The following is a 23,164-nucleotide window of genomic DNA, read 5'->3' as shown; positions in this document are numbered from 1 at the left end:
GCGAAACCTTGGCCTCGCAGCCTATTCGACCACCACGGACAGCGACGAGCCGGTATAAACCGGCCGCACCTTCACATTGCCCGCGTCGATCGCAGCGAAGGTGCCAGTCAGGCCGTCTGCGGCGATGACGTTGAAGCGCGTGCCGGCAGCGGGTGCGGCGCCATCGAAGGCGAGCCGCAGGGTTGCGCCATCAAGCGTCGCGTTGCCCTTGACCAGCAGCGGAGCCTTTTGCGGATCAAGCGCCAGCGTGCCGCCCGTCTGGGCATAATCGCCGCCAATGACGATGTCACTTTCACCGTTCAGCAAAAGCGTTCCGCCGGAGACCAGCACGCCACCTGTACCAAGCGCATTGGCGGAGGATGCCACAAGCGTTCCGTCCTGCAAGACGGTGCCGCCGCTATAGCTGTTGGCGCCGGTGAGCGCGAGCGCGCCACTGCCTGATTTGACGAGACGCCCTGCCCCGGCAATATCGTGCGTCCAGCGGTCAGCCGCATTGAACCCGCCGGCCGCAGCATCCATCGTCACGTCGACATCGCCGTTAAAGGCACCGTAACCGGCAGCGGCGGCCACCAGATTGATCCGGCCCCAGCCATTGCTGTCGTCAAGCAGCGGATAACCGGCCTCGATACCAGTGGAGAACAGGACGGCGCGGCGTTGCGCGGCATCGAGATAAGGCAGGCGTGTCTCCAGCAGAACCTCGGCACCCTTCGGCACCACCATAGGCGCATCGCCAACGGTTTTGTCGCGGCTGAAGGACATGGTCATACGCCGGCGATAATCAGCCTCGTTGGTCGCCGCATCCGCAAAAGGGTCTACATCCGGTTTCGCGCTATGGGCAAAGTCGATCAGGGACTGTCCCGCTGGTAAGCGTTTGGCAAAATAGGCCTGCAATTCATCATGCGCGGCCTTCTTGAGATCGGCGTTTTTCGGATCTTGCAGAATAGCGGCGGCTATGGCGGTGGCCGTAATGCGGCCGCCGATCACGTCGACTGGCGAATGCATCCCTGCAACGATACGGCTTTCGCCGAGCTCGGAAGCGGCAGTCAGCAATTCGGAAAACCGCTCCGGCACTACGTAAGCATAAGTGATGGCAGCGAGATAGGCGGCATTGGTGTGACCGCTCGGAAAGCCGCCATCCTTGCCGCGTCCACGGTTCTCGCGCGCATATTTGAGCGCGGGCACAATGACGCCGGGATCGGTTTCGTAAGTTTCAAACTTGCGGTCGCCGATGGTCTCGGTGCCTGTCTCTATCACCTCGCCCTTGGCATTCATGCGCCATGGGCGCGGCGTGGAATAGAAATATTTCGCTGGCGACGTCGTGCCTTCCGGGCCACGCATTACCTTCATGAGGGCCACGACATCCTTCAGCTCGGAATCGGCCGCTCCAGCCTCGGTGCCCTTGTCCTCTTCCTTGCGCGTGATGACCTCGTTCGGATCGAAATCCGCCAGGGTGTGGTTGATGGTCGTCGTCGCGCCCGCGCCTTCGCGATACCACGGAGCAAGCGGCCCCATCCCGTCGATCATGCTGTAACCCTGCGAGCGGCGGTCTTTCATATAGGCGTTCAAGGCCGCGGCGGGGGTGCGGTTCTCACCGGTTACGGAAAGCACGTAACGCATGTTTTCCTGCCACACAGCGGGATTGACGGCCTTCACATGGCTGAAATCACTCGGACCGTCGCCATTGGCGCCGCCATCCGCCCATTTTTCATCGCCCAGCGTCCAGATGCGATTAAAACCCGAGAGGATTTCGATGACGGGATTGTCGCGGTCGTCATAGGCACGGACGTCTTCGCCCCTGGCGTTCTTGCCAGTCTGGTTGCGATAGGTGTCGGAAAGCGGCAGCGGATATCTTGCTGCGGGTTCGGGTACCGTAATGGCATAACCCTGACCTGCGGGTTGAGTGCGCTCGAATGCCTGTGCGTTCGGGACAAGAACCAGCAATGCGACGGAGGCAAGCAAGGCCGACCGCACGAACGGAAAAGACGACATCTTCAGTTTAGCCATGACGAATCCTATGATTTCAGCGGATGACGCGTGACGAAGCGCGCACGCAGTTTCCGGCGCGCCTAGCCGTCAGCTTTTATGCCGGGCGTATTGCAGTTTTTTTTCGACTTGCTGATTAAGTCAGATCGCATGTGCCACGACAGCCGGCGAACAAGCGGCGAAGTATGCCCGGAGCATAACTCCGGGCAGATCGAGAGCATCGTTATTTCGTGATGAAAGAACGGGCGCTCATCATTTCTTGACCGCAACGGCCTCATTGATCTTGGCGACATCGTCTTCCAGAACCTTGTAGGTCTGGTCGAGCGTCAGTTCGCCGACGATGAGCTGGCTCATGCGCTGGACGATCTGCTGATACATGGCAGTGCCACCCTTGGCATGCTCGAATTCGCGGGCGGCCTGCGGCACATTCTTCTTGTTGTCCAGGAAGACCTTCATCGCCGCCTTGGCGTTTTCGCTCTTCAGCTTGTATTGCGGATCGACGATTTCGGCGCCCGTCAGGATCACGTAATTTTCGGCGATTTCCCGCTGCACCTTTTCAGAGCCGAGAAATTCGACGAAATGGGCGACATCTTCGGGATATTTGGTGCGCTTGAAGCCGACAATCGCCGTGCCGCCGGGCATGGCATAGCAACCGGCATCGCCGCAGGGGGCGTTGATCGCGGTCCATTCGAAGCTGTCACCGATCTTGTTCTGGAATGGATTGACCATCCAGTTGCCGGCCAGATAGGTCACGACATTGCCGTTGACGAATTCATCGCCCATGTTCTTGTATTGCGAGCCACCCGCAGCACCCCACATTTCCTTTGGGAAGCTGCCGTTCTGCGTCCATGAATAGATGTCGGAGATGTATTTTTTCGCCGCGTCGTCGGGGAAGCTGAACTTGCCGTCCTTCACATAGGTCGCACCATAAGCGAAGGCGCCGCCGGAGAAGCGGTGGCCGGAGCGGTCCATGGTGAAGGGAATCTGCACGCCGGTCGACTTGGCAACGCGCGCGGACGCCTCGACAATCTCGCTCAATTTCGCGGTTGGGCCGGGCAAGGGTTCACCCGCCTGCTCGAACAGCGTCTTGTTGACGAAGGGCAGGTTCAGCGTCTGCGAGGCCATGTAACCGTTGATCGACTGCGGATCGTTGACACCAGGCAGACGAAGCTGGGCAAGGCTCGAACCGTGCAGTTTGGCAAAGCCATCCGCATCCTTCATGTAGGGGCGCATGTCGAGATAGTAGGAAGCGAGCTGCCAGTCGGTGATCTTGGCAACATCCGGCCCCTCGCCCACCGCAAGCTGTACCGGCAGTTGCTTGGAAACGGCATCATAACCGGAAGACACGAAGTTGATCTTCACGCCCGGATTGGCCGCCTCGAACTCCTTGCTGAGTTCAGACATGCGCTGCACATAACCCTGGTCGTCATCCGTAAAAAGGAACGTGATCGTTCTTGTCTCGGCCTCTGCGACCGAAAGGCCGGCGATAGAGGCCAATACGAGGGCACTGACGCCCGAAAACAGTTTCAGCATGCTCATCCTCCCAATGAAAAACTTTTCACAAATCGAATTGAAGCTCCTCGTCTTAATTCGATTTCGCTTGTTTTGCGACTTGACAGAATAAACGTCAAGCTGTTTGTTTCGGCTAAATCGCACAAATCGATGCAACAAAGCGAAAATAGATTTGTGAAAATAATTTCATAAAGATCGACGGGAGGCGATCCATTATGACGGATGGACCATTGGCGACGGGCTTGTCGCAGCCCACATATACCGTGCCGCCAGGCGAAACGGTTACCGCCTGGATCGTCTCGGATCTGGTGGAAACCTCATTTCCGGGAATTGCGGCACCGGCGGAAGACCGGGTCGATTATCGCTTCATCAACGGCTTTGTGGATGTTGGCGACCTGCCCTGCCGCAAGGCCTTTCAACAGACGATGATCGGCCGTGACATCGCGCCCGACTGCAGCTTTACGGTTTCGCACCTCAACCTGCCGGGTTCTAACCGACGCGTTGAATTCACCGGTTTCTGGCATGTTCCGACCCATGTGCAGCGCTGGCTGAAGGGCACGTTCCGCAGCGACACCACAAGACAGGCGCATTTCCGGCTGCGCACCTGCGGCGGCGTGCGCATCTGGGTGGGCGGCGTGGAGCAGGTCCGCTTTGAGCCCTTTATCCGCAATGTCGAAAGCAGCCGCGATATCACGCTCGAACTTGCGGCCGGCGATAACGAAGTGCTGCTGCTTTGCGAAGATCTGGCGGAACGTGACATCATCTGGTTCTTCGAGCTTGAGGTTACGGACGCCACGCCGCTCACCGTCGTGCTGCCGGTGCCGCTCGACCGGGAAGAAACGAAACGTCTTGCCGCACTGGTGCGCGATGTTCGCCCCGCACGCGACGTTTTTTCCGGCGCGGCCCTCGAGCTGGTTTTCGGGGCAGCACCTGCCAGCGACCTTCCCGTCCACATTGCGGTGAAAAGCCACGGCCACGAGCGCGCCGCCCTTGCCGAGGTCGATACCGTGCTGAAAGCCGGGCAATCGACCCTGACGATCCCCGAGACGGCAGGCATTTCGGACGGATATCATGGCGTCAGGATCACCATCGGCTCAGGTGCCGGAACCGTGACGCGCGTCATCGACGCAGCCTTCATGTGCGATATGGCGCCACAACCGGCCGCCACCGATATTGCCGAGCGAAAGAAAGCGGCATTGTCCTTCAGCGCCCGCTTTGGTGCATGGCGCATCGGCCGCGCGCTGGCCATGGTCGCTACCGGCAGCGGTGACATGAAGACGATTTCCGGCATCGTCGACGCAACGCTGCGGTCCATCGACCGGCGCGAGGATTGCTCCGATTTCGTGCTGGTGCCGCTTCTCTGGCTGGTGCGCGCCTATGGTGACCGGCTTCCCCCTCAGATGCTTGAGCGGATCAACTCTTCTATTCTCTCCTATCGCTACTGGGTGGACGAACCCGGCAACGACGTCATGTGGTTCTGGAGCGAAAACCACGTTCTGTGCTTCCATACCAGCCAGCTGCTCGCGGGAGACTATCTGCCGGACGCCATCTTCAGCGCCTCCGGGCGCACCGGCAGGGAGCAGGCGGCGCTGGCCGCAGACCGGCTGCAACGCTGGTTCGACAGCGTCGAGGCGCACGGTCTCGCCGAATGGAATTCGGCCGCCTATTACCCGGTGGATTTCATCGGCCTTCTCGCCATCGAACATTGGGCCGAACCGGAACTTGCCGCCCGCGCCCGCCACCAGCTCGATCTCATTTTCGAAATGATCGCTCTGCACACGCTTGGTGGCGTTCCCTCCGGTTCCCAGGGCAGAGCCTATGACAAGGAGCTGCGCGCCGGGCCGCTGACCGAACTTGCACCTTTTGCGCAAGTTGCCTTCGGTCAGGGCTGGCTCAACAATGGCGTCGCCTCGCTGCCGATGTTCTGCTGTGGAGATTACCTGCCGCCACCGCATCTTGCCGCCCTGTCGCAACTGACAGGCGGCCGCATGGTCGAGGCGCGTTATGCGCAGGGACTGGAGCCGGGCAAACTCGTGCTTTTCAAGAACGAAGCAGCCCAGCTTTCCACTGTGGTGGACCACAAGACAGGTCGCAAGGGCCACCAGCAGCACGTCATGGACATCAAGCTTGCCGGCCATCCGATGGCGCGGCTGTGGGTCAACCATCCCGGCGAAGATGATCCGTGGGGCACACAGCGCCCCTCTTATTGGGCCGGCAGCGGCATCCTGCCGCGCGTGGCGCAGCACCGGGATATCGCCATGATGATCTTCGATACGGATGATCACCGCAATGATTGGACCCATGCCTATCTCGGTCGCGACGGGCTGGACGAGGTGGTAACGAAGGGTAACTGGCTCATTACCCGCGCGGGCCGCGGCTTTGCAGCACTTTATGCGACCAATGGGCTTGAACCTGTAACAGCAGGCGCCACCGCCGACCGCGAGATCAGATCACCTGGCCGCCGCGCTGGCTGGATCGGCATTATCGGCTGCGGAGATACGAACGCATTCGCGCACTTCCGCGAAAGAATTCTCGCCACGCAGGTCATGTTCGACGCCGACAGGCGCCTGCTGTCTGTCACGCCACCCGGTGGCCCCGAACTCTCCCTCAACTGGGAGGGCAACTTCACCATCGGCGGGCAAGGCATGGCCTTCGACCACGAGCAGCCACAGCCACAGATCACCTTCGACAGTGCCAAAACCGCCGCAGGCAACGGCGTGGCACAGCCATTTTACTCCTAAGCGGAATGACCAGATGAACCAGCAAAGCATCGAGAAAGACACTCTCAGAACGACGATCGACAGCGTCGCCGCCGCCTTCAGCCGCCTCAAGGGCATACAGGAAGGCCTGGCAAGCGGTAGTTCCGACGGCAAGATCCAGTTCGATGAATGGGATTGGGAAGTGGGCGTTGGCCTTTACGGCTTCCTGCGCCGGGCGCTTGCCGCGAACGACCAGAAAGCTCTGGACGATCTCGTGACCTGGTACGGCTGGCAGATCGATCGTGGCCTGCCGCCACGCCAGATCAACAGTTCCGCGCCAATGCTGCCGCTCGTCATCCTCACCGAACATGTCGACCGGCCGGATTTCCGGGCGCTGGTAGAAGACTGGGCCGACTGGCTTGTGCACAAATTGCCGAAAACCGAAGATGGCGGCTTCCAGCATGTGGTCAAGGAGCGGCTTAACGAGGGTGAACTCTGGGACGACACGCTGTTCATGGCTTGTCTGTTCCTTGCACGCGCCGGTGTGGTCTGCAAACGTCAGGACTGGATCGATGAGGCAGTCTACCAGTTCATGATCCATGCGCGTTACCTGTCAGACCCCGTGACCGGGCTGTGGTATCACGGCTGGACCTTCATCGGACGCCACAATTTTGCGCATGCCTTCTGGGCACGCGGCAATTCGTGGATCACCGTTGCAATCCCCGAACTCTTCGAACTGGTGCCGACGCTTGCCGAAAAGGACAAACGTTTCCTCGCCAATGTGCTTGCAAGCCAGGTGCGTTCGCTGCGCCAGTATCAGCGCGAGGATGGCATGTTCCACACGCTCCTCGACGATCCGACTTCGCCGGTCGAGACGTCGGCAACCGCTGGCATCGCCTATGGCATTCTGCGCGGCATCGAGGCAGGTATTCTCGGCGAAGAAAACCGCGCCCATGCCGAGCGGGCGCTGAAGGCGGTGCTGGGCAATATCGATGATGAAGGCGTCGTGCACGGTGTGTCGGACGGAACGCCCATGGGCCACGACCTCGATTTCTACCGCCGCATTCCCAATTTGCCGACACCCTATGGGCAGGCGCTGACGATGCTGCTGCTGATCGACGTCTTTCTGAAGAGGCCGCAGGCATCATGAGTGCTCACACCAATATCACCATAGCCGCCGAGGGCCGTGACGCCACTGCCGATATCCAGCAGGCAATAGATACAGCATCGGCTGCAGGCGGCGGCGTCGTGTCGCTCTTGGCCGGACGGCATGTCAGCGGCGGCCTCCATCTTAGAAGCGACGTGGAACTTCACCTTGCACAAGACGCTGTGCTCGCGCCGATTTCCGACTACGACGCCTATGCCCATACGTCCGTTTCTGTCATCGCCGAGGATTCCGATCGCGGCATGATCGTCGCAAAGGGCGCGAGCAACATCGCCGTCACCGGCCCCGGCCGTATCGAGGCTGGCGGTGAGAACTTCATCATCGGTGACGACGAAGCCATGGGAACCTATGTGCCCGCGAAAAAGAGGCCGCGTGTCATGGTTCTGGAATCCTGCCGCGACGTTCGCCTTGAAAACCTCGTCGTCAGCGGTTCGCCAATGTGGACCCTGCACATGGTCGATTGCGAAGATCTGAGTTTCCGCAACATCCGTGTCGAAAACGATCGCCGCCTGCCCAACACCGACGGCATCGTGCTGGATGCCTGCCGGCGCGCACTGATCGAGGATTGCTCCATCTCCACCGCCGATGACGGTATCTGCCTGAAGACCAGCGCCGGACCGGATGGCAAGGCTGTTGGCGCCTGCGCCGATATCACGGTTCGCCGCTGCACTGTCTCAAGCATGAGCTGCGCCTTGAAGCTCGGCACGGAATCCTTCGGCGATTTCACCGATGTGGCGTTCGAGGACTGCAAAGTCATCGCATCCAATCGCGGCATCGGCCTTTTCTCCCGCGATGGCGGCGCCATGCGCAATATCCGCTTTTCGCGGATCGAGGCGGAGTGCCACGAAACGCCGGGCGGGTTCTGGGGATCGGGCGAAGCCGTGACTGTCACCGTGGTAGACCGCCGGCCGGAACGTCAGGCCGGTAAGGTTGAAAACCTTGTGGTGGAAGACCTGAGCGGCTCGATGGAAGGGGCGATAAACCTCGTCGCCACCTCGAGCGCCGGCATCCACAATGTCACGCTCGCGCGCATTTCACTGTCGCAGCAGCCCGGCAAACTCGGCACCGGCCTGCAATATGATCTTCGCCCGACCAATGCGGACATTGCACCAAGCCCGGAAGCTGCCGGCCGCGCCAATGCCTGGACACGCAGCGCCGACGGCAGGATCGTCGGACTTGAAGATTACCCCGGCGGCATGCCTGCGGTCTATCTGTCCGGCGTTCACGGATTTTCTGCGCGCGACGTTGCCATTGGAAGAACGATGCCCTTACCCGAGGGCTGGAATGCAAAAGAGATCGTCGCAGAGACGACCTTGCCCGAAGGGAGCAGGTAATGGGAAGTCTAAAGCTGGAAAACCTCAACAAGGCATTCGGTGCCGTTCATGTCCTGCATGATATCGATCTTCAGATCGAGAACGGGGAATTCGTCGTTTTCGTCGGTCCTTCCGGCTGCGGAAAATCCACGCTGCTGCGCATCATCGCCGGCCTTGAGGATGTGACGTCAGGCACCATCGGCATTGGCGGACGCGATGTCAGCGCGCTCTCGCCGGCCGAGCGCAAGATCGCCATGGTCTTCCAGTCCTATGCGCTCTATCCACATATGAGTGTGCGCAAGAACCTCGCCTTCGGCCTTGAAAACCTGCGTTTCAAGCGGGCGGAAATCGAAAGCCGCATCAACGAGGCGGCACGCATGCTGGCCATCGAACCCTATCTCGACCGCAAGCCGAAACAGCTTTCCGGCGGCCAGCGCCAGCGCGTCGCCATCGGCCGCGCCATCGTGCGCGAGCCTGACATTTTCCTGTTTGACGAGCCGCTGTCGAACCTCGATGCGGCGCTGCGCGTGCAGACCCGCGCCGAAATCACAAGGCTGCATCGCGATATCAAGACGACGATGATCTATGTGACCCACGATCAGGTGGAAGCCATGACCATGGCCGACAAGATCGTGGTGCTGCGTGCAGGCCGCATCGAACAGGTTGGCAGCCCGCTCGAGCTTTTCGACAATCCGCGTAACCTCTTCGTCGCCGGCTTCCTCGGTTCACCGCGCATGAACATACTGAAGGGCACATTCGTCGCTGGCAGCGACGGCGGTTTCGCAATCGACACCGGATACGGCGTGTCCCTGCCCTGCCTCGTCGATCCCGCCGTGGCTACCCCCGGAAAGGCAGTTCTGGCGGGCATCCGCCCCTCGCATTTTGTCATCACGCAGGAAAAGGGCCTGCCCTTCGAAGTGCAGTATCACGAGAGCCTCGGCACCGAGACCTATCTCTACGGCAATCTTCAGGGCCAGAAAGAGCAGATCATCGTGCACCAGGCTGGCCACTTCGCACCCGCTTCAGGCTCAGTTCTGAACATCATGCCGGCGCGCGAAAGGGTGCATGTCTTCGACCCCGAAACCGAACTGGCGCTGCCCCGCCTTGACAGCCACGGGAGAGATTAGCATGGCCAATCCGACGCTTGCGAGACTGTCCGACCGCGTGCTCGACGCCGTGATGGCGATTGCCGAAGTGCCGCTCAACCTCATAGAGCGGCTGATCGGCAAAAGACGCATGCCCTATATTTTCCTGATGCCGAACCTCGTTCTCTTCGGCATCTTCACCTTCCTGCCGATTGCCATTGCCGTCGGTTACGCCTTTACCGGCGGCACCGAGCTGCTGATCACCGACCGCCCCTTTGTCGGTCTGGAGAATTTCGGCAAGCTGCTCGATTGCCAGAGCTATATGGACCCCGGAAGCTGCCGGGAATCGCTGTTCTGGACAGCGATCTGGAACACGCTCTGGTTTGTCGGCTTCAACGTTGTCGCCACGCTGTTCGTCGCGCTGGTCACGGCCCTCATTCTTAACAGGGCGATTGCCGCGCGCGGCTTCTTCCGCGCCATGTTCTTTTATCCCGTGCTGCTGTCACCTGTCGTCATCGGCCTCATCTGGAAATGGTTTCTTGACCGCAACGGACTGCTGAACGCCTTCTTCCAGATGCTCGGCGTGCCGCCGGAAATCTTCCTGCTGGATGTCGGCTGGTCGCGCTTCTTCGTCGTGGTCGTATCCGTCTGGTTCCACATGGGCTTTTACACGCTCATCCTGCTGGCCGGGCTGCAGGCCATTCCCAAAGACCTTTATGAGGCAGCCGCAATCGACGCCGCTTCGCCCCGACGCACATTGCTGCGCATCACCCTGCCACTGCTGGCTCCCAACCTTCTCGTCGTACTGATCCTTTTGATGATCCGCTCAGTGCAAATATTTGACGAAGCGTGGGTTTTGACCAATGGCGGCGGGCCGGGCACGGCCAATACATTCGTGGTGCAATATATCTACCAGATGGCCTTCGGCAGCGATCTCAGGCTCTTCGGCCTCGCATCCGCCGCATCGGTTCTGATGGGCCTTGTTCTTCTCGCGCTGACGCTCGTGCAACTGCGCCTCGGCAAAAAGATGGAGTCCTGATCATGTCCGGCAATATGAACGCAGTCACTTTCCTGACGCGAACCCGCCGCCCCGGCAGGATCGGTCTCACCGATATTCTCTCCTGGGTGTGGCTCATCGGCGGCACGCTCGCGGTGTTGATACCCGTCGTCTGGGCCGCCATGTCCTCGCTGAAGCCGGAAGCCGAGATCACACGGTTTCCGCCGAGCCTTCTGCCGCGCGCCGCCGTGCAGGTGGAAGTTCCAGGTTATGACAGGCCGCTCAGCCTCTGGACCGTCACCATCGACGGCATGGAGCGGGAGATGGCCATGGTTCGGCGCGTTGGCATCAAGGCGCAGATGGTGGATCCGGCCAATCCCGGCCCGCCGGTCAGCGTCGACACGCGCGAAATGTCGCCCGTCCAGAAACTGACGATCGCGACGCAGAATTTCACCGATCCCTTGACCCAGTTCAACTTCCTGACTTTCCTGAAAAACTCGGTCTTCGTCACTGTTGTCGCGACGGTTTTAACCCTGATCGTCAACGCCATGGCGGCGTTTGCTCTCTCGAAATACCGCTTCCGCGGCGAGAAGGCGATTTTCGTGCTGATCATCTCCACGCTGATGATCCCTCTTACCGTCGTCATGGTGCCAGCCTATCTTGTTATCGTCGGTGTCGGCCTCGTCGACAATCTCTGGGGTGTCATCATTCCCACCGTCGCGACGCCAACCGGCGTGTTCCTGCTCAGGCAATACATGCTGACGATCCCGGACGAACTGATCGAAGCCGCACGCGTCGATGCGGCCAGCGAATTCCGCATCTTCTGGCGCATCATCCTGCCGCTGACGGCACCTGCACTAGCGGTTCTCGCAATCTTCTCGGTGCTGTGGCGCTGGAACGACTTCCTCTGGCCGTTGATCGTCCTCAGCAGCCGCGAGAACTTCACACTGCAGGTGGGCCTGAACGCCTTCCAGGGCGAGTTCTCGGTGCAATGGCACTATATTCTCGCCATGACCTTCCTCAGCCTGGCGCCGGTTACCGTCGTGTTCCTGTTCCTGCAACGCTATATCACGACAGGCATTGCTGGGACGGGCATGAAGTAAAAGCTCGGTATCACTTGGGGGGCGGTGCGATGCTGCCCCTCAGCACAAGTCGACAGCCAAGTTCCAGCCGGTGCGCAGGCCGGGTCGGGTCGGCGGCGACAAGCCGCTGCTCCAGCAGGGAAAGTGCCGCACCACCCAGCCTGTCGGCGGGCAATTGAATGGTGCTGAGCGGCGGCGCACTGAAGGCCGCCGGCATGATATCGTCAAAACCCAATACCGAAACGTCATCGGGAACCCGGACACCGGCTTCCGTCAGCGCTTTCAGACAGCCGAGTGCCAGATTGTCGGCCGCGCAGAAAATCGCCGTTGCATTTCTGAGCGGGCGCTCCTCGGCCAGCAGGCGACGAATGGCGGTTTCGCCCCATTGGGGTTCATAACTCTCCACCTCAATGACCATATCCGCAGGCACCGGAAACCCCGCCGCAAGAAATGCGTCGCTATAGCCGTCGTAACGGCGGCGGATCGTCGTGCGCCCCTTCCAGGTAATGTGCAGAATATTGCGATGCCCAAGGGAAAGCAGGTGCTCGATGCCAAGGCGGGCGCCGAAACGGTTCTCGGCCGTTACCGTATCGACGATCATGGCCGGGTCCTCGCCATTGATCAGCACCACCGGTTTGCCGAGCGCCGAAAGCGCCTGGACCAGTTGCGACCGGTCATCGTTCAACACCACGATGCCATCCACATTGTCGGCATCCGCCGCCTGCGCCACCGCGACAGGGTCAAGCCGGCTTGTGGCGCTGACGAAGGGAACGATGCGAATGCCGCGCCGTTCGCATTCGCGCCGGAAGCCGTTCAGCATCGTCCAGCTGACCATGTTGAGATCACTTTGCGGAGCCGCATCGTTGGTCATTGCCAGCAACACCACGCGCAGGGTCGCAATCGTCGCCTTCTGCCGGCGGTTTTCGAGATAACCGAGCGAACGGGCCGCTTCCAGCACCCGCTCGCGCACCAGCGTGGTCAGGGGGGCCGTGCCGTTAAGGGCGTGCGAAGCGGTGCTGAGCGAAACATTTGCCTGCTGCGCCACATCCTTAAGCGTCGTTTTCCTGTCTATTTTCATAAAAGGGAAATTCACCCGCTCTTTTAAGGATGGGGCGGGCAAGAAACCGGCACAAAGCAGTTGATTTCAAGAATACCCGAGCCCGATTGCTGCTCTGTTTTGTCATGCAAAGATTACAGCATCATCCGTAAAAGCGGAATTGATTTCTCTGTGTTTTCTACCAATCAGCGCGTATTCGAACGCAAGCACCGCCTGCAGCAAACCGCAGGCGGTGAGGCGGTCATAGCGCCTGGGAGATATGGTCGATACTGTCTCTGACGGCAGAAGCCGGGTCTTTCAGCTCGTGCACTTCAGCCGCGAAAGGCTCGAAGCTGTAAGGCCCCTTGTAGCCAGCGGCCTCCAGCGTCCTGATCTGGGCAAGATTCTCCAGCCGGTCGTCGCTATCCACCAGAACGCGGTGGGCGTCCAGCATGTCGGCGACGGAGACAGCGGGGTCTGTCACGCCTGATATGTGGACGAGGCCGGTGCGTTCGGGGAAAAACACCGTCTCTCCTGCCAGATGATGATGGAAAGTGTCGTGCACCAGCCTATAGACATCGCCTCCATCTGCCGTGTCAATCGCCTTGACGGCCTCAGCCTTGGTGCGCAGCGACGAGACGGGGAAACCGAGCGGTTCGACAAGGCCGGTCAGCCCACGTTCCTCGAGGATGGGCTTCATGGCCTTCAGCGCGGCCACGAGATCGTCGAAGGGTACCCGTCGGCCCTCGTTGAGCGGGCACATGACAAGCGCCTTCGCGCCACTTGCGGCGGCGTAATCAGCCATCACGACTGCCCTTTTTGGCAGATCGCCCGACCAGACGTTGAATGGGTATAGCGCGTTGATGGAGATGATCGTCACACCGGCCTTTTCGGCCGCAGCCTTCACGGCAGCCGGGTCCACCGTGCCGACGATGTCAGGCAGGTCGTTGCGGATTTCGACTTCGCTAAGGCCAAGATTGCGCGCTGTCGCGAAGAAGTCCTCGAGGGAGAGTTTTGGTGCGGTGATGTGGTTGATGGCAAAACGCATGAGATATCCTCACTTATAAAGGGCAGGACGCGCGGGAAGGTCGATGGCGACCGCAGCGCCACCGGTTTCCTGCGCGGCGACGCAGGCATCGGATGTGATGGCGGCCACGTAACCGTCCCAGGAATTAGGTCCGGCCGCGGTGCCCTTCGCCGCCGCATGGATGAAATCCTGCAGCTCGACATCATAGCTCGCGATAAAGCGATCCTTCCAGTCTGTCAGGATATCGTTCTGTAGCTTGGCGCCAAGGCGGGTCTGGACGGACATCGGTTCTGGCAGGCTGGCGATGCCATCCTCTCCCACCACCTGGCACTGAATATCATAGCCATAATGGCAATTGACGAAAATTTCGACGTCGATGAGCGTGCCCCTGGTGGTCTCCAGAATGACGATCTGCGGATCCTTCAGCTGCGCATGGCTTCTGGCCGCCGAGCGGGGAAAGAGAACCCGCGCCGAAACATAGTCATCGTCGAGCAGCCAGCGCAGCACGTCGATCTCGTGGATCATCGTGTCGTGGATGGCCATAGCAGTCACATATTGCTCCGGAACCGCCGGATTGCGATGGGCGGCGTGCACCATGATCGGTGCGCCGATCTTGGTGTCGACGGCCTGTTTCAACGCCACATAACCGGCGTCATAACGGCGCATGAAGCCCACCTGAACCAGCCGCTTGCCCTGCGCCACCTCGGCGTCAACGATGCGTTTTGCCCCTTCCGCCGTTGTCGCCAGCGGCTTTTCGCAAAAGCAGGGCTTGCCGGCGGCAATGGCGGCCAGCACATATTGCTCATGCGTGGCACCCCAGGATGTCACCAGAACGGCGTCCACATCCGGCGATGCAATCAGTTCCTCGCCGGTGGCGAAAATGACGGCGTCCGCAGCAATGTCGTTCTTCACCGCCTCGGCGGATGCAGGGTTGACGTCACTCAGCGCCACGACCTTTGCGCCTCCGAGGACCTTGTTGATGCGGCGGGCATGGTCACGGCCAATCGCCCCGGTGCCGATGACACCAATTCTCACAGTCATGGGAAAAACCTCACTTGCGGTATTTTTCGATATAGTTGTTGATCTCGGCGCACATGAACCTGCCCGATTCATCGGCCCTGTCCTCCCACGCGAAAACACAGGAGGTCATGATGCCGTCGAAGCCGATTTCGGAAAGCGTGCCGAAGAAGTCGTCCCACGGCACCTCACCCTGGCCGATGTTCAAGTGCTGGTGCACGCGCGCCTGCGTGCCGGGCGGGTTGAGAATGTAGCGCAGCCCTGAACTGGCCTTGTGATTGAAGGTGTCACCGACATGCACGTGGGCGAGCACATCCTTCGCTTCGCGCAGCATCGCCTTGGTGTCGTCGCCGAAATAGAAGGTGTGCGGGGCGCAATAGAGAAACTTCACATTCTTCGAATTGACGGTGCGGATGATGTCGAGCGCCGGCTGAAGTGTCTCGCACCAGTCTTCCGGATGCGGCTCGACATGCAGATTGATGCCTTCGCGCTCGAAGATCGGCACAAGTTCTTCCATTGAACGCCACCAGGCATCCTCGCAGGCCTCGATCATCGAGCCGGTATGGCAGCAATAGCAGGAACCCTTGTCGGGATGCGGTCCACGGCCAAATTCGGAGTTCATCGTGTCGACCTCCAGTTCGACGGCGATCTCGATGGCGCGTTTCCAGTGTTTTACTGCCGCCTGCCGCTCGGTCTCGTCATTGGAGGCCCAGCGATACATCGGCAGCAGCGAGGCAATCTTGACGTTTTCGGCCGCCAGCGCCTTCTTGAACGAGCGTATCCTTTCGGGAAACACGCGCGGCGCCTTGAACCATTCGAGGAAATCGGCGCGCGGGCTGAGCTCGATCCAGTCGTAGCCGAGCTCCCTAACTTTGGCGGGAAGGGCTTCGAGGCTGAGATGGCGGTGCATGAACGGGTCGATGGCGATGCGCATTTACGCTTCCTTGTCGTCGGTATCTGTTGAGGTCGTTGCGGACCGGTTAGGCCGCGGTCCGGGAGAAGAGACCGCGGCCTTGGGCCTGCTTTTCCATGAGCGGCCCCTGGTTTATTGCCGGCTTTCCCAGTGAATGCCGAAATCAGTTCTTCGCCTGATAATCCTTGAGGTTGGCGGGTGTAACGAGTTCGAAGGGCACGAAGACCTTCTTGTCGATCGTCTCGCCCTTGGCGAGTTTCAGCGCGGCATCCACCGCGCCCTTGCCCTGGCCGGCGGCATTCTGGAAAACACTGACATCCAGTTCGCCCGCCGCCATCGCGGCAAGTGCATCCTGGGTCGCGTCGATGCCAGCGATGATGACGCCATCCATCGGCCGGCCGGTCGCCTTCAACGACTGGATCGCGCCGATCGCCATCTCGTCATTGTTGGAAATCACCGCATCGAACTCAACGCCAGCCGAGAGCCAGTTGGTCATCAGGTCCGACCCCTGCGTGCGCGACCAGTTGGCGGATTGCTCCTCAACGAGCTTGATGAAGCTGCAATCCGGAGTGGCGACGACCTCCTTGATGTCCTCAGTCCGCATGCGCGCTGCCTGGTTGGAGAGTTCGCCCATCATCACCACGGCCTTGGCTTCCGTCTTGCCGGCAGCCTTCAGAAGCCGGCAGACTTCCTGCGTCTGCAACGTTCCCGACTGTTTTTCATCGGAAGCGACGAAGGCCTGCTTGTCCGGCAGGTTGTCGAGATTGACCGGCTGGCGGTTGACGTAGACAAGCGGAATGCCGGCTGCGGCAGCCGCCTGCGAAAGCGCCACCGTAGCATCCGTATCGACGGGATTGACGATGATGGCGTCGACGCCAGCCGCGACAAAGTTCTGCACCTGGCTCAATTGTTTGCCGACATCGTTCTGGGCGTCCTCGATCTGCAGCGAGACACCGTTCATGCCCTTCGAATAGTCGATCATGCCGTTACGCAGCACGGTCAGGAAATTGTCGTCGAACAGGGCCATCGAAACGCCGATGGTCTGAGCCGAAGCCGTGGTCGCCAGCATGGTGGCCAGAGCCGCAATCGCAAAATGTCTTTTCATGTCATCCTCCTCCGAAACTCTTGAAAAGAAACCGGTCGCACAGCCGCAAGTGCATCGCGCCACAGCCGATCGCCGGCAAAAGGATACCCTTCGCCGAAGATGGAAATCTGCGGCGTTTGGCAACCTTGAAACATCGTTATTGTCGTGGATCAGCCTCCTGCCCGCTCCACATGCCGGCAACATGATCCTAGTCCGGGGCCGGCGTCAACGCGTCTTCGGCGGGCAAAACCATCATGGCTGATAGAAATAGACGCGGCATTTATGATAGAATCTATCAAACGATCAAAGGCTCTCAGGAACCCATAGATGAGCGGGCACAAATCTCTGTCCCGGCGTTTCCGCCATGCCGTGTTCGATGGTGTGAACCATCGTGGCAACAAGGTCCGTGCATAGTTCGCGAAGCGGTGTCTGGAACACGCCGGTAATACGCCGCTCAAGCAGCGCCTGACGGGATTCCGGCGTCAACTCGTTGACGAGGCAGACGATGGTTTCCTGGCGGTTCTCCTGCTGCAAGGCCTCGATCACACCTTCCATGCCCCCGCCGATGCAATAGATGCCGACGAGATCTTGGTGTTTGGCGATGGTGTCCATGACAAGCTCGTAGGTCAGCCGCCGCGTTTCCAACGTGATCAGCGCATCCATCACCTCGAACTCCGGCGCATATTCCCTGATATAGCTGCGAAAGCCGGTTTCCCGCAGCGAATGACCGTGAAAACGGTGGCCACCGAGCAATAGCAGCACCTTGCCCTTGCTGCGCGCCAGCCGCGAGATCATCCACGCCGCCGTGCGCCCAACCTTCATGTTATTCGCGCCAAGATAGGCCTCCCGCACACCCTGCGCGAAATCGGAAAGCAGGGAAAAGGTGGGAATACCCTTCGCCTTCAGAGCCTCAACGGCCGCCGTAACGTCATGATGGTCAGGCCCGGTGGCCGCAACGGCCTGCACCCGACCTTTCATGGCCGTCAGAAGGCCCGCAAGCTCGCTCGGCTCGCCCGACTGCGCAAATTCGATGCGCAGGTTCAGATGGCGATCCCTCACGTTGCGCGCCGCAAGCTCCAGCTCGTCGGCAAATGCCTGGTAAAAGGAGTGCCGTTCTTTCCGCAGAATGATTCCGAGATTATATGACGGCAGATCGGCCAGCATGCGCTGGCGGATGATGTTGGTGGCATGAAAACCGATCTTTTCCGCCGCCTCGAACACCCGCCGCGAAGTTTCCTCCCGCACCGGCAGGCGACCATTCAATACCCTGTCGACAGTCGCAACGCTGACGCCGGCGGCGTTTGCAACATCTGTGATTGTGGGACGTTTCATGCGGGCACTCCCTAGGCGGAAAGAATCCTGTCATACCCCGCAAAACATGTCACGGATTATGATAGAATCCAACGCATACCGAGATTTCGGCGAGGGGTGCCATGGCACGCGGCATGAATATTGTTGGCTGGGGTGTCCGGTGCGAGGCCTGCTTTTCCACTTCCCTCATCTCTGCGCTTGTCACAGAGATCTAGCCAGCCCAAGTCCTTGGGCTGAAAAGACTCCCTCCGCCGCGCAGGCGCGCGTCGGCTGGATTCCTGCGACAAGCACAGGAATGAGGGTAATTGGAATGCACCAATGCGAGAAAATCGTGCGTGGAGTTCCTGAGCACCTTCCGACATAGGTGAAGACACGGCGGCAGCGGCATCCGGACCGTTCAACAGAACCGAATGCCGCGGTCCCGTCAGACCCGCTCGAGCGCCACGGCAATGCCCTGCCCGACGCCGATGCACATGGTCGAAAGCGCATAACGCTTGCCGGTCAGAGAAAGCTCGAGTGCTGCGGTGCCGGCAATGCGCGCACCGGACATGCCAAGCGGATGCCCAAGCGCAATCGCGCCGCCATTTGCATTCACCCGCGCATCGTCATCGGCAATGCCGAGCTGGCGAAGCGTTGCGAGACCCTGGCTGGCGAAGGCTTCGTTCAGCTCGATCACGTCAAGCTCTTCCTGTTTAAGGCCGAGACGCGCCAGAAGCTTGGCTGAGGCAGGCGCGGGGCCAATGCCCATGACGCGCGGCGGAACGCCGGCAGTTGCTCCGCCGAGAATGCGGGCAATCGGCGTCAGGCCGTATTTCTTTGCGGCTTCAGCCGAAGCGATGATGAGGGCCGCCGCACCGTCATTGACGCCGGATGCATTGCCCGCCGTCACTGTCGCACCGTCGCGCTTGTTGACCGGCTTTAGCTTTGCAAGGGCTTCAAGGCTCGTCGCGCGCGGATGTTCGTCTTTAGACACCACCAGCGGATCGCCCTTGCGCTGCGGGATCGTGACCGAGACGATTTCCTTGTCGAGGCGGCCATTGGCCTGCGCGTCGGCTGCCTTTTGCTGGCTGCGAACGGCAAAGGCGTCCTGATCTTCGCGGGAGACCTGATAATCGACGGCGACGTTATCACCGGTCTCCGGCATGGAATCGACGCCATATTGCGCCTTCATCAGCGGGTTGACGAAACGCCAGCCGATGGTCGTGTCGTAGATTTCGGCGTTGCGTGAAAAGGCGCTTTCGGCCTTGGGCAGCACGAAGGGCGCGCGGCTCATGCTTTCCACGCCGCCTGCGATCATCAATTCCGCCTCGCCGGATTTGACGGCACGGGCAGCGGCGATGACAGCGTCCATGCCCGAACCGCACAACCGGTTGATCGTGGTTCCGGTCACCGAAACTGGCAGGCCCGCCAGCAGCAGCGACATGCGGGCAACATTGCGGTTATCTTCGCCCGCCTGGTTGGCGCAGCCGAAGATCACGTCCTCGACGGCTTCCCAATCCACGGACGGGTTACGCTCGACAAGCGCCCGCAAGGGCACAGCACCGAGATCGTCAGCCCGCACTGAAGACAATGCACCGCCGAAACGGCCGATCGGTGTGCGGATATAGTCGCAGATGAATGCATCGGTCATCGGTTGTTCCTCAAAGTTCCGGCGCTACAAGATCGGCGACTTCACCATCGACATGGAGAGGCGCGCCGGTCATGGCCTGCAATTCATCGAAGCTCATGTCAGCCAGTTTTTCGCGCAAAACGAAACGGTCATCCACGACGTCAATCACCGCATGGCTGGTGTAGATGCGGGTGATGCAGCCGACGCCGGTCAGCGGAAAGGCGCATTTTTCGACAAGCTTCGGCTCGCCGTTCTTCGTCACGTGTTCGGTGATGACGAAAACCTGCTTGGCGCCATGCACCAGATCCATGGCGCCGCCAACGGCGGGCACGCCCTTGGAGCCAACGCGCCAATTGGCGAGATCACCATTCTGCGCCACCTGATAGGCGCCGAGGATCGCCACATCCAGATGCCCGCCGCGCACCATGGCGAAGCTGTCGGCATGGTGGAAGAAGGAGGCACCCGGCTTCAGCGTCACGGCCTTCTTGCCAGCATTGATGAGGTTCCAGTCCTCTTCACCTTCCGGCGGCGCTTCGCCGAAATTCAGGATGCCGTTTTCGGTGTGGAAGATAGCCTGACGGCCGGGCGGCTGGTAACGGGCGACCATTTCGGGAAAACCGATACCGAGATTGACGTAAGCGCCATCCTCGATGTCCTGCGCCGCGCGCCAGGCGATCTGGGCGTTGGAAAGCTTGATATCGTCGCGAGTGTTGATTGGCTGGGTCATGCGTAGGCTACTCCCGCGCGAATGAGAATTTCTTCCTGTTGCGGATCGGCGATCTCCACGACGCCGTTGACGAAAATGCCGGGCGTGACGACATGCTCGGGGTCGATCTCGCCGGCAGCGACGATCTTGGAGACCTGGGCAATGGTGGTGGCTGCCGCCATGCACATCAGCGGGTTAAAATTGCGCCCCGCCTTGTTGTAGGTGAGATTGCCGTAGGTATCGCCAAGCTCAGCCTTGACGATGGCGAAATCCGCCTTCAGCCAGCGTTCCTGAACATACGACCGGCCGTCGAATTCGGCGATCGGTTTGCCATTGGCAAGCTCCGTGCCGAAGGCAGTCGGGGTGTAGAATGCCGGAATGCCGGCGCCACCGGCACGGATACGCTCGGCAAGCGTGCCCTGCGGCACAAGTTCCAGCTCGATTTCGCCGGCCAGATATCTGTCGGTGAAAGCGCGCGGATCGGAAGAGCGCGGAAACGAGCAGATCATCTTCTTGACCATGCCCGCGTCGATCATTGCGGCAATGCCGATACGGCCATTGCCGGCGTTGTTGTTGATGACCGTCAGGTTTTGCGGTCCCTTGTCGATCAGGGCGTGGATCAGCTCGATGGGCGCGCCGGAGCCGCCAAAACCGCCGATCATCACCGTCGCGCCGTCGCCGATACCGGAAATGGCATCAGCCGCGCTTTTGATTGTCTTGTCCATATCAATCCTCCATCCAGCCCAGCAATGGGAACTCGCAAGGCTGCTTGGCGCAGAGCTAAATCCGAATCCGCCTCGACGGCAACAATTTTGTGCGTTATATGATTTTTGTTCGTATATCGCACAAATGGAGCGTGACATGGCCGTCAATGAAAGAGACATGATGGGCGGTCTCGCCAAGGGGCTGAAGGTGATCGAGGCGTTCAGCGCCGAGCGCCCGCGCCTGTCCATATCAGATGCCGCTGACATCGCAGGCCTTGACCGCGCCACCACGCGGCGCTGTCTGCTGACACTGTCGGAAATGGGTTACGCCGCCTATGACGGCAAGTTCTTCACTGTGACGCCCAAGGTGCTGCGGCTTGGCACCGGCTGTCTTGCCACCATGCCGCTGCCGCGCATCGTCCAGCCCCTTCTCGACCGTCTTTCGGAAGAGATCGGCCACAGCACATCAGTCTCCATTCTGGACGATACCGAAATCGTCTATGTGGCGCGCGCCGCCCAGCAGCGGGTCATGTCCATCGCCCTCATGCCTGGCTCGCGCCTGCCCGCCTATTGCACCTCCATGGGCCGCGTTCTCCTCTCAGCCCTTACACCGGAACGGCAGCGCGAGGTCCTGGAACACTCGCGGCTGGTGGCACGGACGGAAAAGACGATGACCGGTATCGACGCCCTGCTCGACGAACTTGAGGCGACCCGCAATCGTGGTTATGCCCTGATCGATCAGGAGGTGGAGATCGGCCTTCGCTCCATTGCCGTGCCGGTGAAAACCGTGCGCGGGCAGACGGTCGCAGCACTCAATGTCGGGCTTGCTGCCTCGGTAGCGTCCATGGAGGATCTGGTGGAACGTTATTTGCCGCCACTGCTTTCCGTCCAGCGTGAGCTGGGAAGAATGCTTGCCTGAGATGAGGCCGAAGCCGCGCCGTCATCTCCCATTTTCCGCCGTTCAGCCAATCGCCATGCCCGCGGTGTCATGCCTGTTTCCCGCTTGAAGAAGCGGTTGAAATAGGCCGGGTCGGCAAAACCGAGATCTTCCGCAATCATCTGCACGGTCGATACGGTGAAGATCAGTTCCTGCTGGGCGATCTCGATCTGGCGCCTGGCAACAAGCCGTTGCAGGCTGAGGCCGGAAACGGAACGGACGAGACGGTTGAGATGGGTCTCGGAAAGGCCGAGCTTCTGCGCATAAAACGCCGCCTTGCGCGGCTCGCGAATATGTCGGGCGATCAGTGACAGCAGGAGTTCGAAGCGCTGTTCCGCAGGGCCTTCCCCGGTTCTTTCCAGTAGAGGCCGCGCCGCTCGTGCAAGAAGTGCAGCCACGGTGGCAAGCTGACCTTCGATCATGGCCTCCCGGCCTATCTCGTGGCTTTCATACTCCGCGGAGATATGCTCGAAATCCCTGCGCAATCGCTCGCCCTCGGAGAAATCCTGTAACGGCAACAACACGGGCTGCTGGAAATTCCGCAGCAGCAGCGCCTGCACGGATGCGGCAAGCGCGCCGGGCAGCACGGTGACGACCACCCCGCCAATATCGCGCGAAAAACGAAAGCCATGCTCGAAACCCGGCGGCACGACAATGGCGACCGGTGGGCGGATAGCCTCGGTGCGGCCATCCAGCAATGCATCGCCCTCGCCGCCCCAAATGTACAAGATTTGCAGGAACGCGGCATGCCGGTGCAGGCCGATTTCAAAGCGATGCAGGCTGCTTCTGGAAAAAAGCGTCTCGCAATGAAAGCGGAAAGCGGTTCCTTGCGCTGTCTCCTCGCCATATAGGCCTTCATTCGCCGCAACCCGCATGTCACCCCCGGCTCCCCGCATCATGGTCGAATTGTGCAATTTACGGATCAGAAAGTCCATTGAGCTTGTCGCGCGCTTTGGTCAATTTCCTGACAGGAGACAATTCCGG

19 protein-coding genes are annotated in these 23,164 nt (G+C 60.2%); 7 read left to right on the top strand and 12 right to left on the bottom strand.

What is annotated here, in order from left to right; all coding sequences use genetic code 11:
* Nucleotides 1–21: 21 nt before the first annotated feature.
* Together AC5SEO_RS16530 and AC5SEO_RS16525 are read right to left on the bottom strand one after the other, a co-directional pair.
* Nucleotides 22–2,004 (bottom strand): phosphatase PAP2 family protein, encoded by a 1,983-nt coding sequence (locus AC5SEO_RS16530; RefSeq protein WP_112200632.1) that lies wholly within the window; start codon nucleotides 2,002–2,004, stop codon nucleotides 22–24.
* A gap of 231 nt (nucleotides 2,005–2,235) precedes the next feature.
* Nucleotides 2,236–3,516, bottom strand: a complete 1,281-nt coding sequence (locus AC5SEO_RS16525; RefSeq protein WP_004431072.1) for an ABC transporter substrate-binding protein — start codon at nucleotides 3,514–3,516, stop codon at nucleotides 2,236–2,238.
* 194 nt (nucleotides 3,517–3,710) lie between these two features.
* Between AC5SEO_RS16525 and AC5SEO_RS16520 the strand changes: the two genes are divergently transcribed.
* Genes AC5SEO_RS16520 through AC5SEO_RS16495 form a run of 6 tightly spaced genes read left to right on the top strand, consistent with a single transcriptional unit; the run spans nucleotide 3,711 to nucleotide 11,857 of the window.
* Nucleotides 3,711–6,236 (top strand): hypothetical protein, encoded by a 2,526-nt coding sequence (locus AC5SEO_RS16520; protein ID WP_495363896.1) that lies wholly within the window; start codon nucleotides 3,711–3,713, stop codon nucleotides 6,234–6,236.
* Between the two features lie 13 nt (nucleotides 6,237–6,249).
* Nucleotides 6,250–7,344 (top strand): beta-galactosidase BglB, encoded by a 1,095-nt coding sequence (gene bglB, locus AC5SEO_RS16515; RefSeq protein WP_013762386.1) that lies wholly within the window; start codon nucleotides 6,250–6,252, stop codon nucleotides 7,342–7,344.
* A complete protein-coding gene (gene pglB, locus AC5SEO_RS16510) occupies nucleotides 7,341–8,693 on the top strand; it encodes a polygalacturonase PglB (RefSeq protein WP_112200635.1) in 1,353 nt (450 codons plus the stop codon). Before bglB ends, pglB begins: the two co-directional genes overlap by 4 nt.
* A complete protein-coding gene (locus AC5SEO_RS16505) occupies nucleotides 8,693–9,799 on the top strand; it encodes an ABC transporter ATP-binding protein (RefSeq protein WP_035200237.1) in 1,107 nt (368 codons plus the stop codon). The genes pglB and AC5SEO_RS16505 overlap by 1 nt, the downstream gene beginning before the upstream one ends.
* 1 nt (nucleotide 9,800) lies before the next feature.
* Nucleotides 9,801–10,796 (top strand): carbohydrate ABC transporter permease, encoded by a 996-nt coding sequence (locus tag AC5SEO_RS16500; protein WP_004431062.1) that lies wholly within the window; start codon nucleotides 9,801–9,803, stop codon nucleotides 10,794–10,796.
* Between the two features lie 14 nt (nucleotides 10,797–10,810).
* Nucleotides 10,811–11,857, top strand: a complete 1,047-nt coding sequence (locus tag AC5SEO_RS16495) for a carbohydrate ABC transporter permease (protein WP_004431060.1) — start codon at nucleotides 10,811–10,813, stop codon at nucleotides 11,855–11,857.
* A gap of 10 nt (nucleotides 11,858–11,867) precedes the next feature.
* Here AC5SEO_RS16495 and AC5SEO_RS16490 read toward each other — a convergent pair whose 3' ends face one another.
* From AC5SEO_RS16490 to AC5SEO_RS16450, 9 genes are all read right to left on the bottom strand, one after another.
* Nucleotides 11,868–12,914 (bottom strand): LacI family DNA-binding transcriptional regulator, encoded by a 1,047-nt coding sequence (locus AC5SEO_RS16490; protein WP_013762382.1) that lies wholly within the window; start codon nucleotides 12,912–12,914, stop codon nucleotides 11,868–11,870.
* A 220-nt stretch (nucleotides 12,915–13,134) separates the two neighbouring features.
* On the bottom strand, nucleotides 13,135–13,920 hold the full coding sequence (locus AC5SEO_RS16485) for a TIM barrel protein (protein WP_112200637.1): 786 nt from the start codon (nucleotides 13,918–13,920) through the stop codon (nucleotides 13,135–13,137).
* Nucleotides 13,921–13,929: 9 nt separating this feature from the next.
* Complete coding sequence (locus AC5SEO_RS16480) at nucleotides 13,930–14,940, bottom strand: Gfo/Idh/MocA family protein (RefSeq protein ID WP_111800741.1); 1,011 nt, start codon at nucleotides 14,938–14,940, stop codon at nucleotides 13,930–13,932.
* 10 nt (nucleotides 14,941–14,950) lie between these two features.
* On the bottom strand, nucleotides 14,951–15,850 hold the full coding sequence (locus tag AC5SEO_RS16475) for a sugar phosphate isomerase/epimerase family protein (RefSeq protein WP_004431052.1): 900 nt from the start codon (nucleotides 15,848–15,850) through the stop codon (nucleotides 14,951–14,953).
* Between the two features lie 142 nt (nucleotides 15,851–15,992).
* Nucleotides 15,993–16,934 (bottom strand): sugar ABC transporter substrate-binding protein, encoded by a 942-nt coding sequence (locus AC5SEO_RS16470; RefSeq protein WP_013762379.1) that lies wholly within the window; start codon nucleotides 16,932–16,934, stop codon nucleotides 15,993–15,995.
* A 282-nt stretch (nucleotides 16,935–17,216) separates the two neighbouring features.
* Nucleotides 17,217–18,245: a LacI family DNA-binding transcriptional regulator gene (locus AC5SEO_RS16465; RefSeq protein ID WP_111799925.1), complete on the bottom strand. Its 1,029-nt coding sequence runs from the start codon at nucleotides 18,243–18,245 to the stop codon at nucleotides 17,217–17,219.
* A gap of 403 nt (nucleotides 18,246–18,648) precedes the next feature.
* On the bottom strand, nucleotides 18,649–19,854 hold the full coding sequence (gene pcaF, locus AC5SEO_RS16460) for a 3-oxoadipyl-CoA thiolase (protein ID WP_019567006.1): 1,206 nt from the start codon (nucleotides 19,852–19,854) through the stop codon (nucleotides 18,649–18,651).
* Between the two features lie 10 nt (nucleotides 19,855–19,864).
* Nucleotides 19,865–20,560, bottom strand: a complete 696-nt coding sequence (locus tag AC5SEO_RS16455) for a CoA transferase subunit B (protein ID WP_112200638.1) — start codon at nucleotides 20,558–20,560, stop codon at nucleotides 19,865–19,867.
* Complete coding sequence (locus tag AC5SEO_RS16450) at nucleotides 20,557–21,264, bottom strand: 3-oxoacid CoA-transferase subunit A (RefSeq protein WP_112200639.1); 708 nt, start codon at nucleotides 21,262–21,264, stop codon at nucleotides 20,557–20,559. The genes AC5SEO_RS16455 and AC5SEO_RS16450 overlap by 4 nt, the downstream gene beginning before the upstream one ends.
* A 136-nt stretch (nucleotides 21,265–21,400) precedes the next feature.
* Between AC5SEO_RS16450 and AC5SEO_RS16445 the strand changes: the two genes are divergently transcribed.
* Nucleotides 21,401–22,162 (top strand): IclR family transcriptional regulator, encoded by a 762-nt coding sequence (locus AC5SEO_RS16445; RefSeq protein ID WP_060642653.1) that lies wholly within the window; start codon nucleotides 21,401–21,403, stop codon nucleotides 22,160–22,162.
* Here the strand turns inward: AC5SEO_RS16445 and AC5SEO_RS16440 are convergent.
* Entirely contained in the window at nucleotides 22,108–23,055 is a 948-nt protein-coding gene (locus AC5SEO_RS16440) for a helix-turn-helix domain-containing protein (RefSeq protein WP_495363900.1), read from the bottom strand. The genes AC5SEO_RS16445 and AC5SEO_RS16440 overlap by 55 nt on opposite strands.
* Nucleotides 23,056–23,164 lie beyond the last annotated feature (109 nt).

It is taken from the genome of Agrobacterium sp. K11 (assembly GCF_059429395.1).
Note: the sequence above shows the minus strand (reverse complement) of the source record. Positions and strands in the feature narration are given on the sequence as shown.

Coding starts and splice junctions, on each gene's coding strand:
- AC5SEO_RS16440 (WP_495363900.1), bottom strand. CDS start 23,055: ATGCGGGTTGCGGCGAATGAAGGCCTATATGGCGAGGAGACAGCGCAA.
- bglB (WP_013762386.1), top strand. CDS start 6,250: ATGAACCAGCAAAGCATCGAGAAAGACACTCTCAGAACGACGATCGAC.
- AC5SEO_RS16500 (WP_004431062.1), top strand. CDS start 9,801: ATGGCCAATCCGACGCTTGCGAGACTGTCCGACCGCGTGCTCGACGCC.
- AC5SEO_RS16465 (WP_111799925.1), bottom strand. CDS start 18,245: ATGAAACGTCCCACAATCACAGATGTTGCAAACGCCGCCGGCGTCAGC.
- AC5SEO_RS16505 (WP_035200237.1), top strand. CDS start 8,693: ATGGGAAGTCTAAAGCTGGAAAACCTCAACAAGGCATTCGGTGCCGTT.
- AC5SEO_RS16520 (WP_495363896.1), top strand. CDS start 3,711: ATGACGGATGGACCATTGGCGACGGGCTTGTCGCAGCCCACATATACC.
- AC5SEO_RS16470 (WP_013762379.1), bottom strand. CDS start 16,934: ATGAAAAGACATTTTGCGATTGCGGCTCTGGCCACCATGCTGGCGACC.
- AC5SEO_RS16455 (WP_112200638.1), bottom strand. CDS start 20,560: ATGACCCAGCCAATCAACACTCGCGACGATATCAAGCTTTCCAACGCC.
- AC5SEO_RS16445 (WP_060642653.1), top strand. CDS start 21,401: ATGGCCGTCAATGAAAGAGACATGATGGGCGGTCTCGCCAAGGGGCTG.
- AC5SEO_RS16480 (WP_111800741.1), bottom strand. CDS start 14,940: ATGACTGTGAGAATTGGTGTCATCGGCACCGGGGCGATTGGCCGTGAC.
- pcaF (WP_019567006.1), bottom strand. CDS start 19,854: ATGACCGATGCATTCATCTGCGACTATATCCGCACACCGATCGGCCGT.
- AC5SEO_RS16495 (WP_004431060.1), top strand. CDS start 10,811: ATGAACGCAGTCACTTTCCTGACGCGAACCCGCCGCCCCGGCAGGATC.
- AC5SEO_RS16485 (WP_112200637.1), bottom strand. CDS start 13,920: ATGCGTTTTGCCATCAACCACATCACCGCACCAAAACTCTCCCTCGAG.
- pglB (WP_112200635.1), top strand. CDS start 7,341: ATGAGTGCTCACACCAATATCACCATAGCCGCCGAGGGCCGTGACGCC.
- AC5SEO_RS16490 (WP_013762382.1), bottom strand. CDS start 12,914: ATGAAAATAGACAGGAAAACGACGCTTAAGGATGTGGCGCAGCAGGCA.
- AC5SEO_RS16475 (WP_004431052.1), bottom strand. CDS start 15,850: ATGCGCATCGCCATCGACCCGTTCATGCACCGCCATCTCAGCCTCGAA.
- AC5SEO_RS16530 (WP_112200632.1), bottom strand. CDS start 2,004: ATGGCTAAACTGAAGATGTCGTCTTTTCCGTTCGTGCGGTCGGCCTTG.
- AC5SEO_RS16525 (WP_004431072.1), bottom strand. CDS start 3,516: ATGCTGAAACTGTTTTCGGGCGTCAGTGCCCTCGTATTGGCCTCTATC.
- AC5SEO_RS16450 (WP_112200639.1), bottom strand. CDS start 21,264: ATGGACAAGACAATCAAAAGCGCGGCTGATGCCATTTCCGGTATCGGC.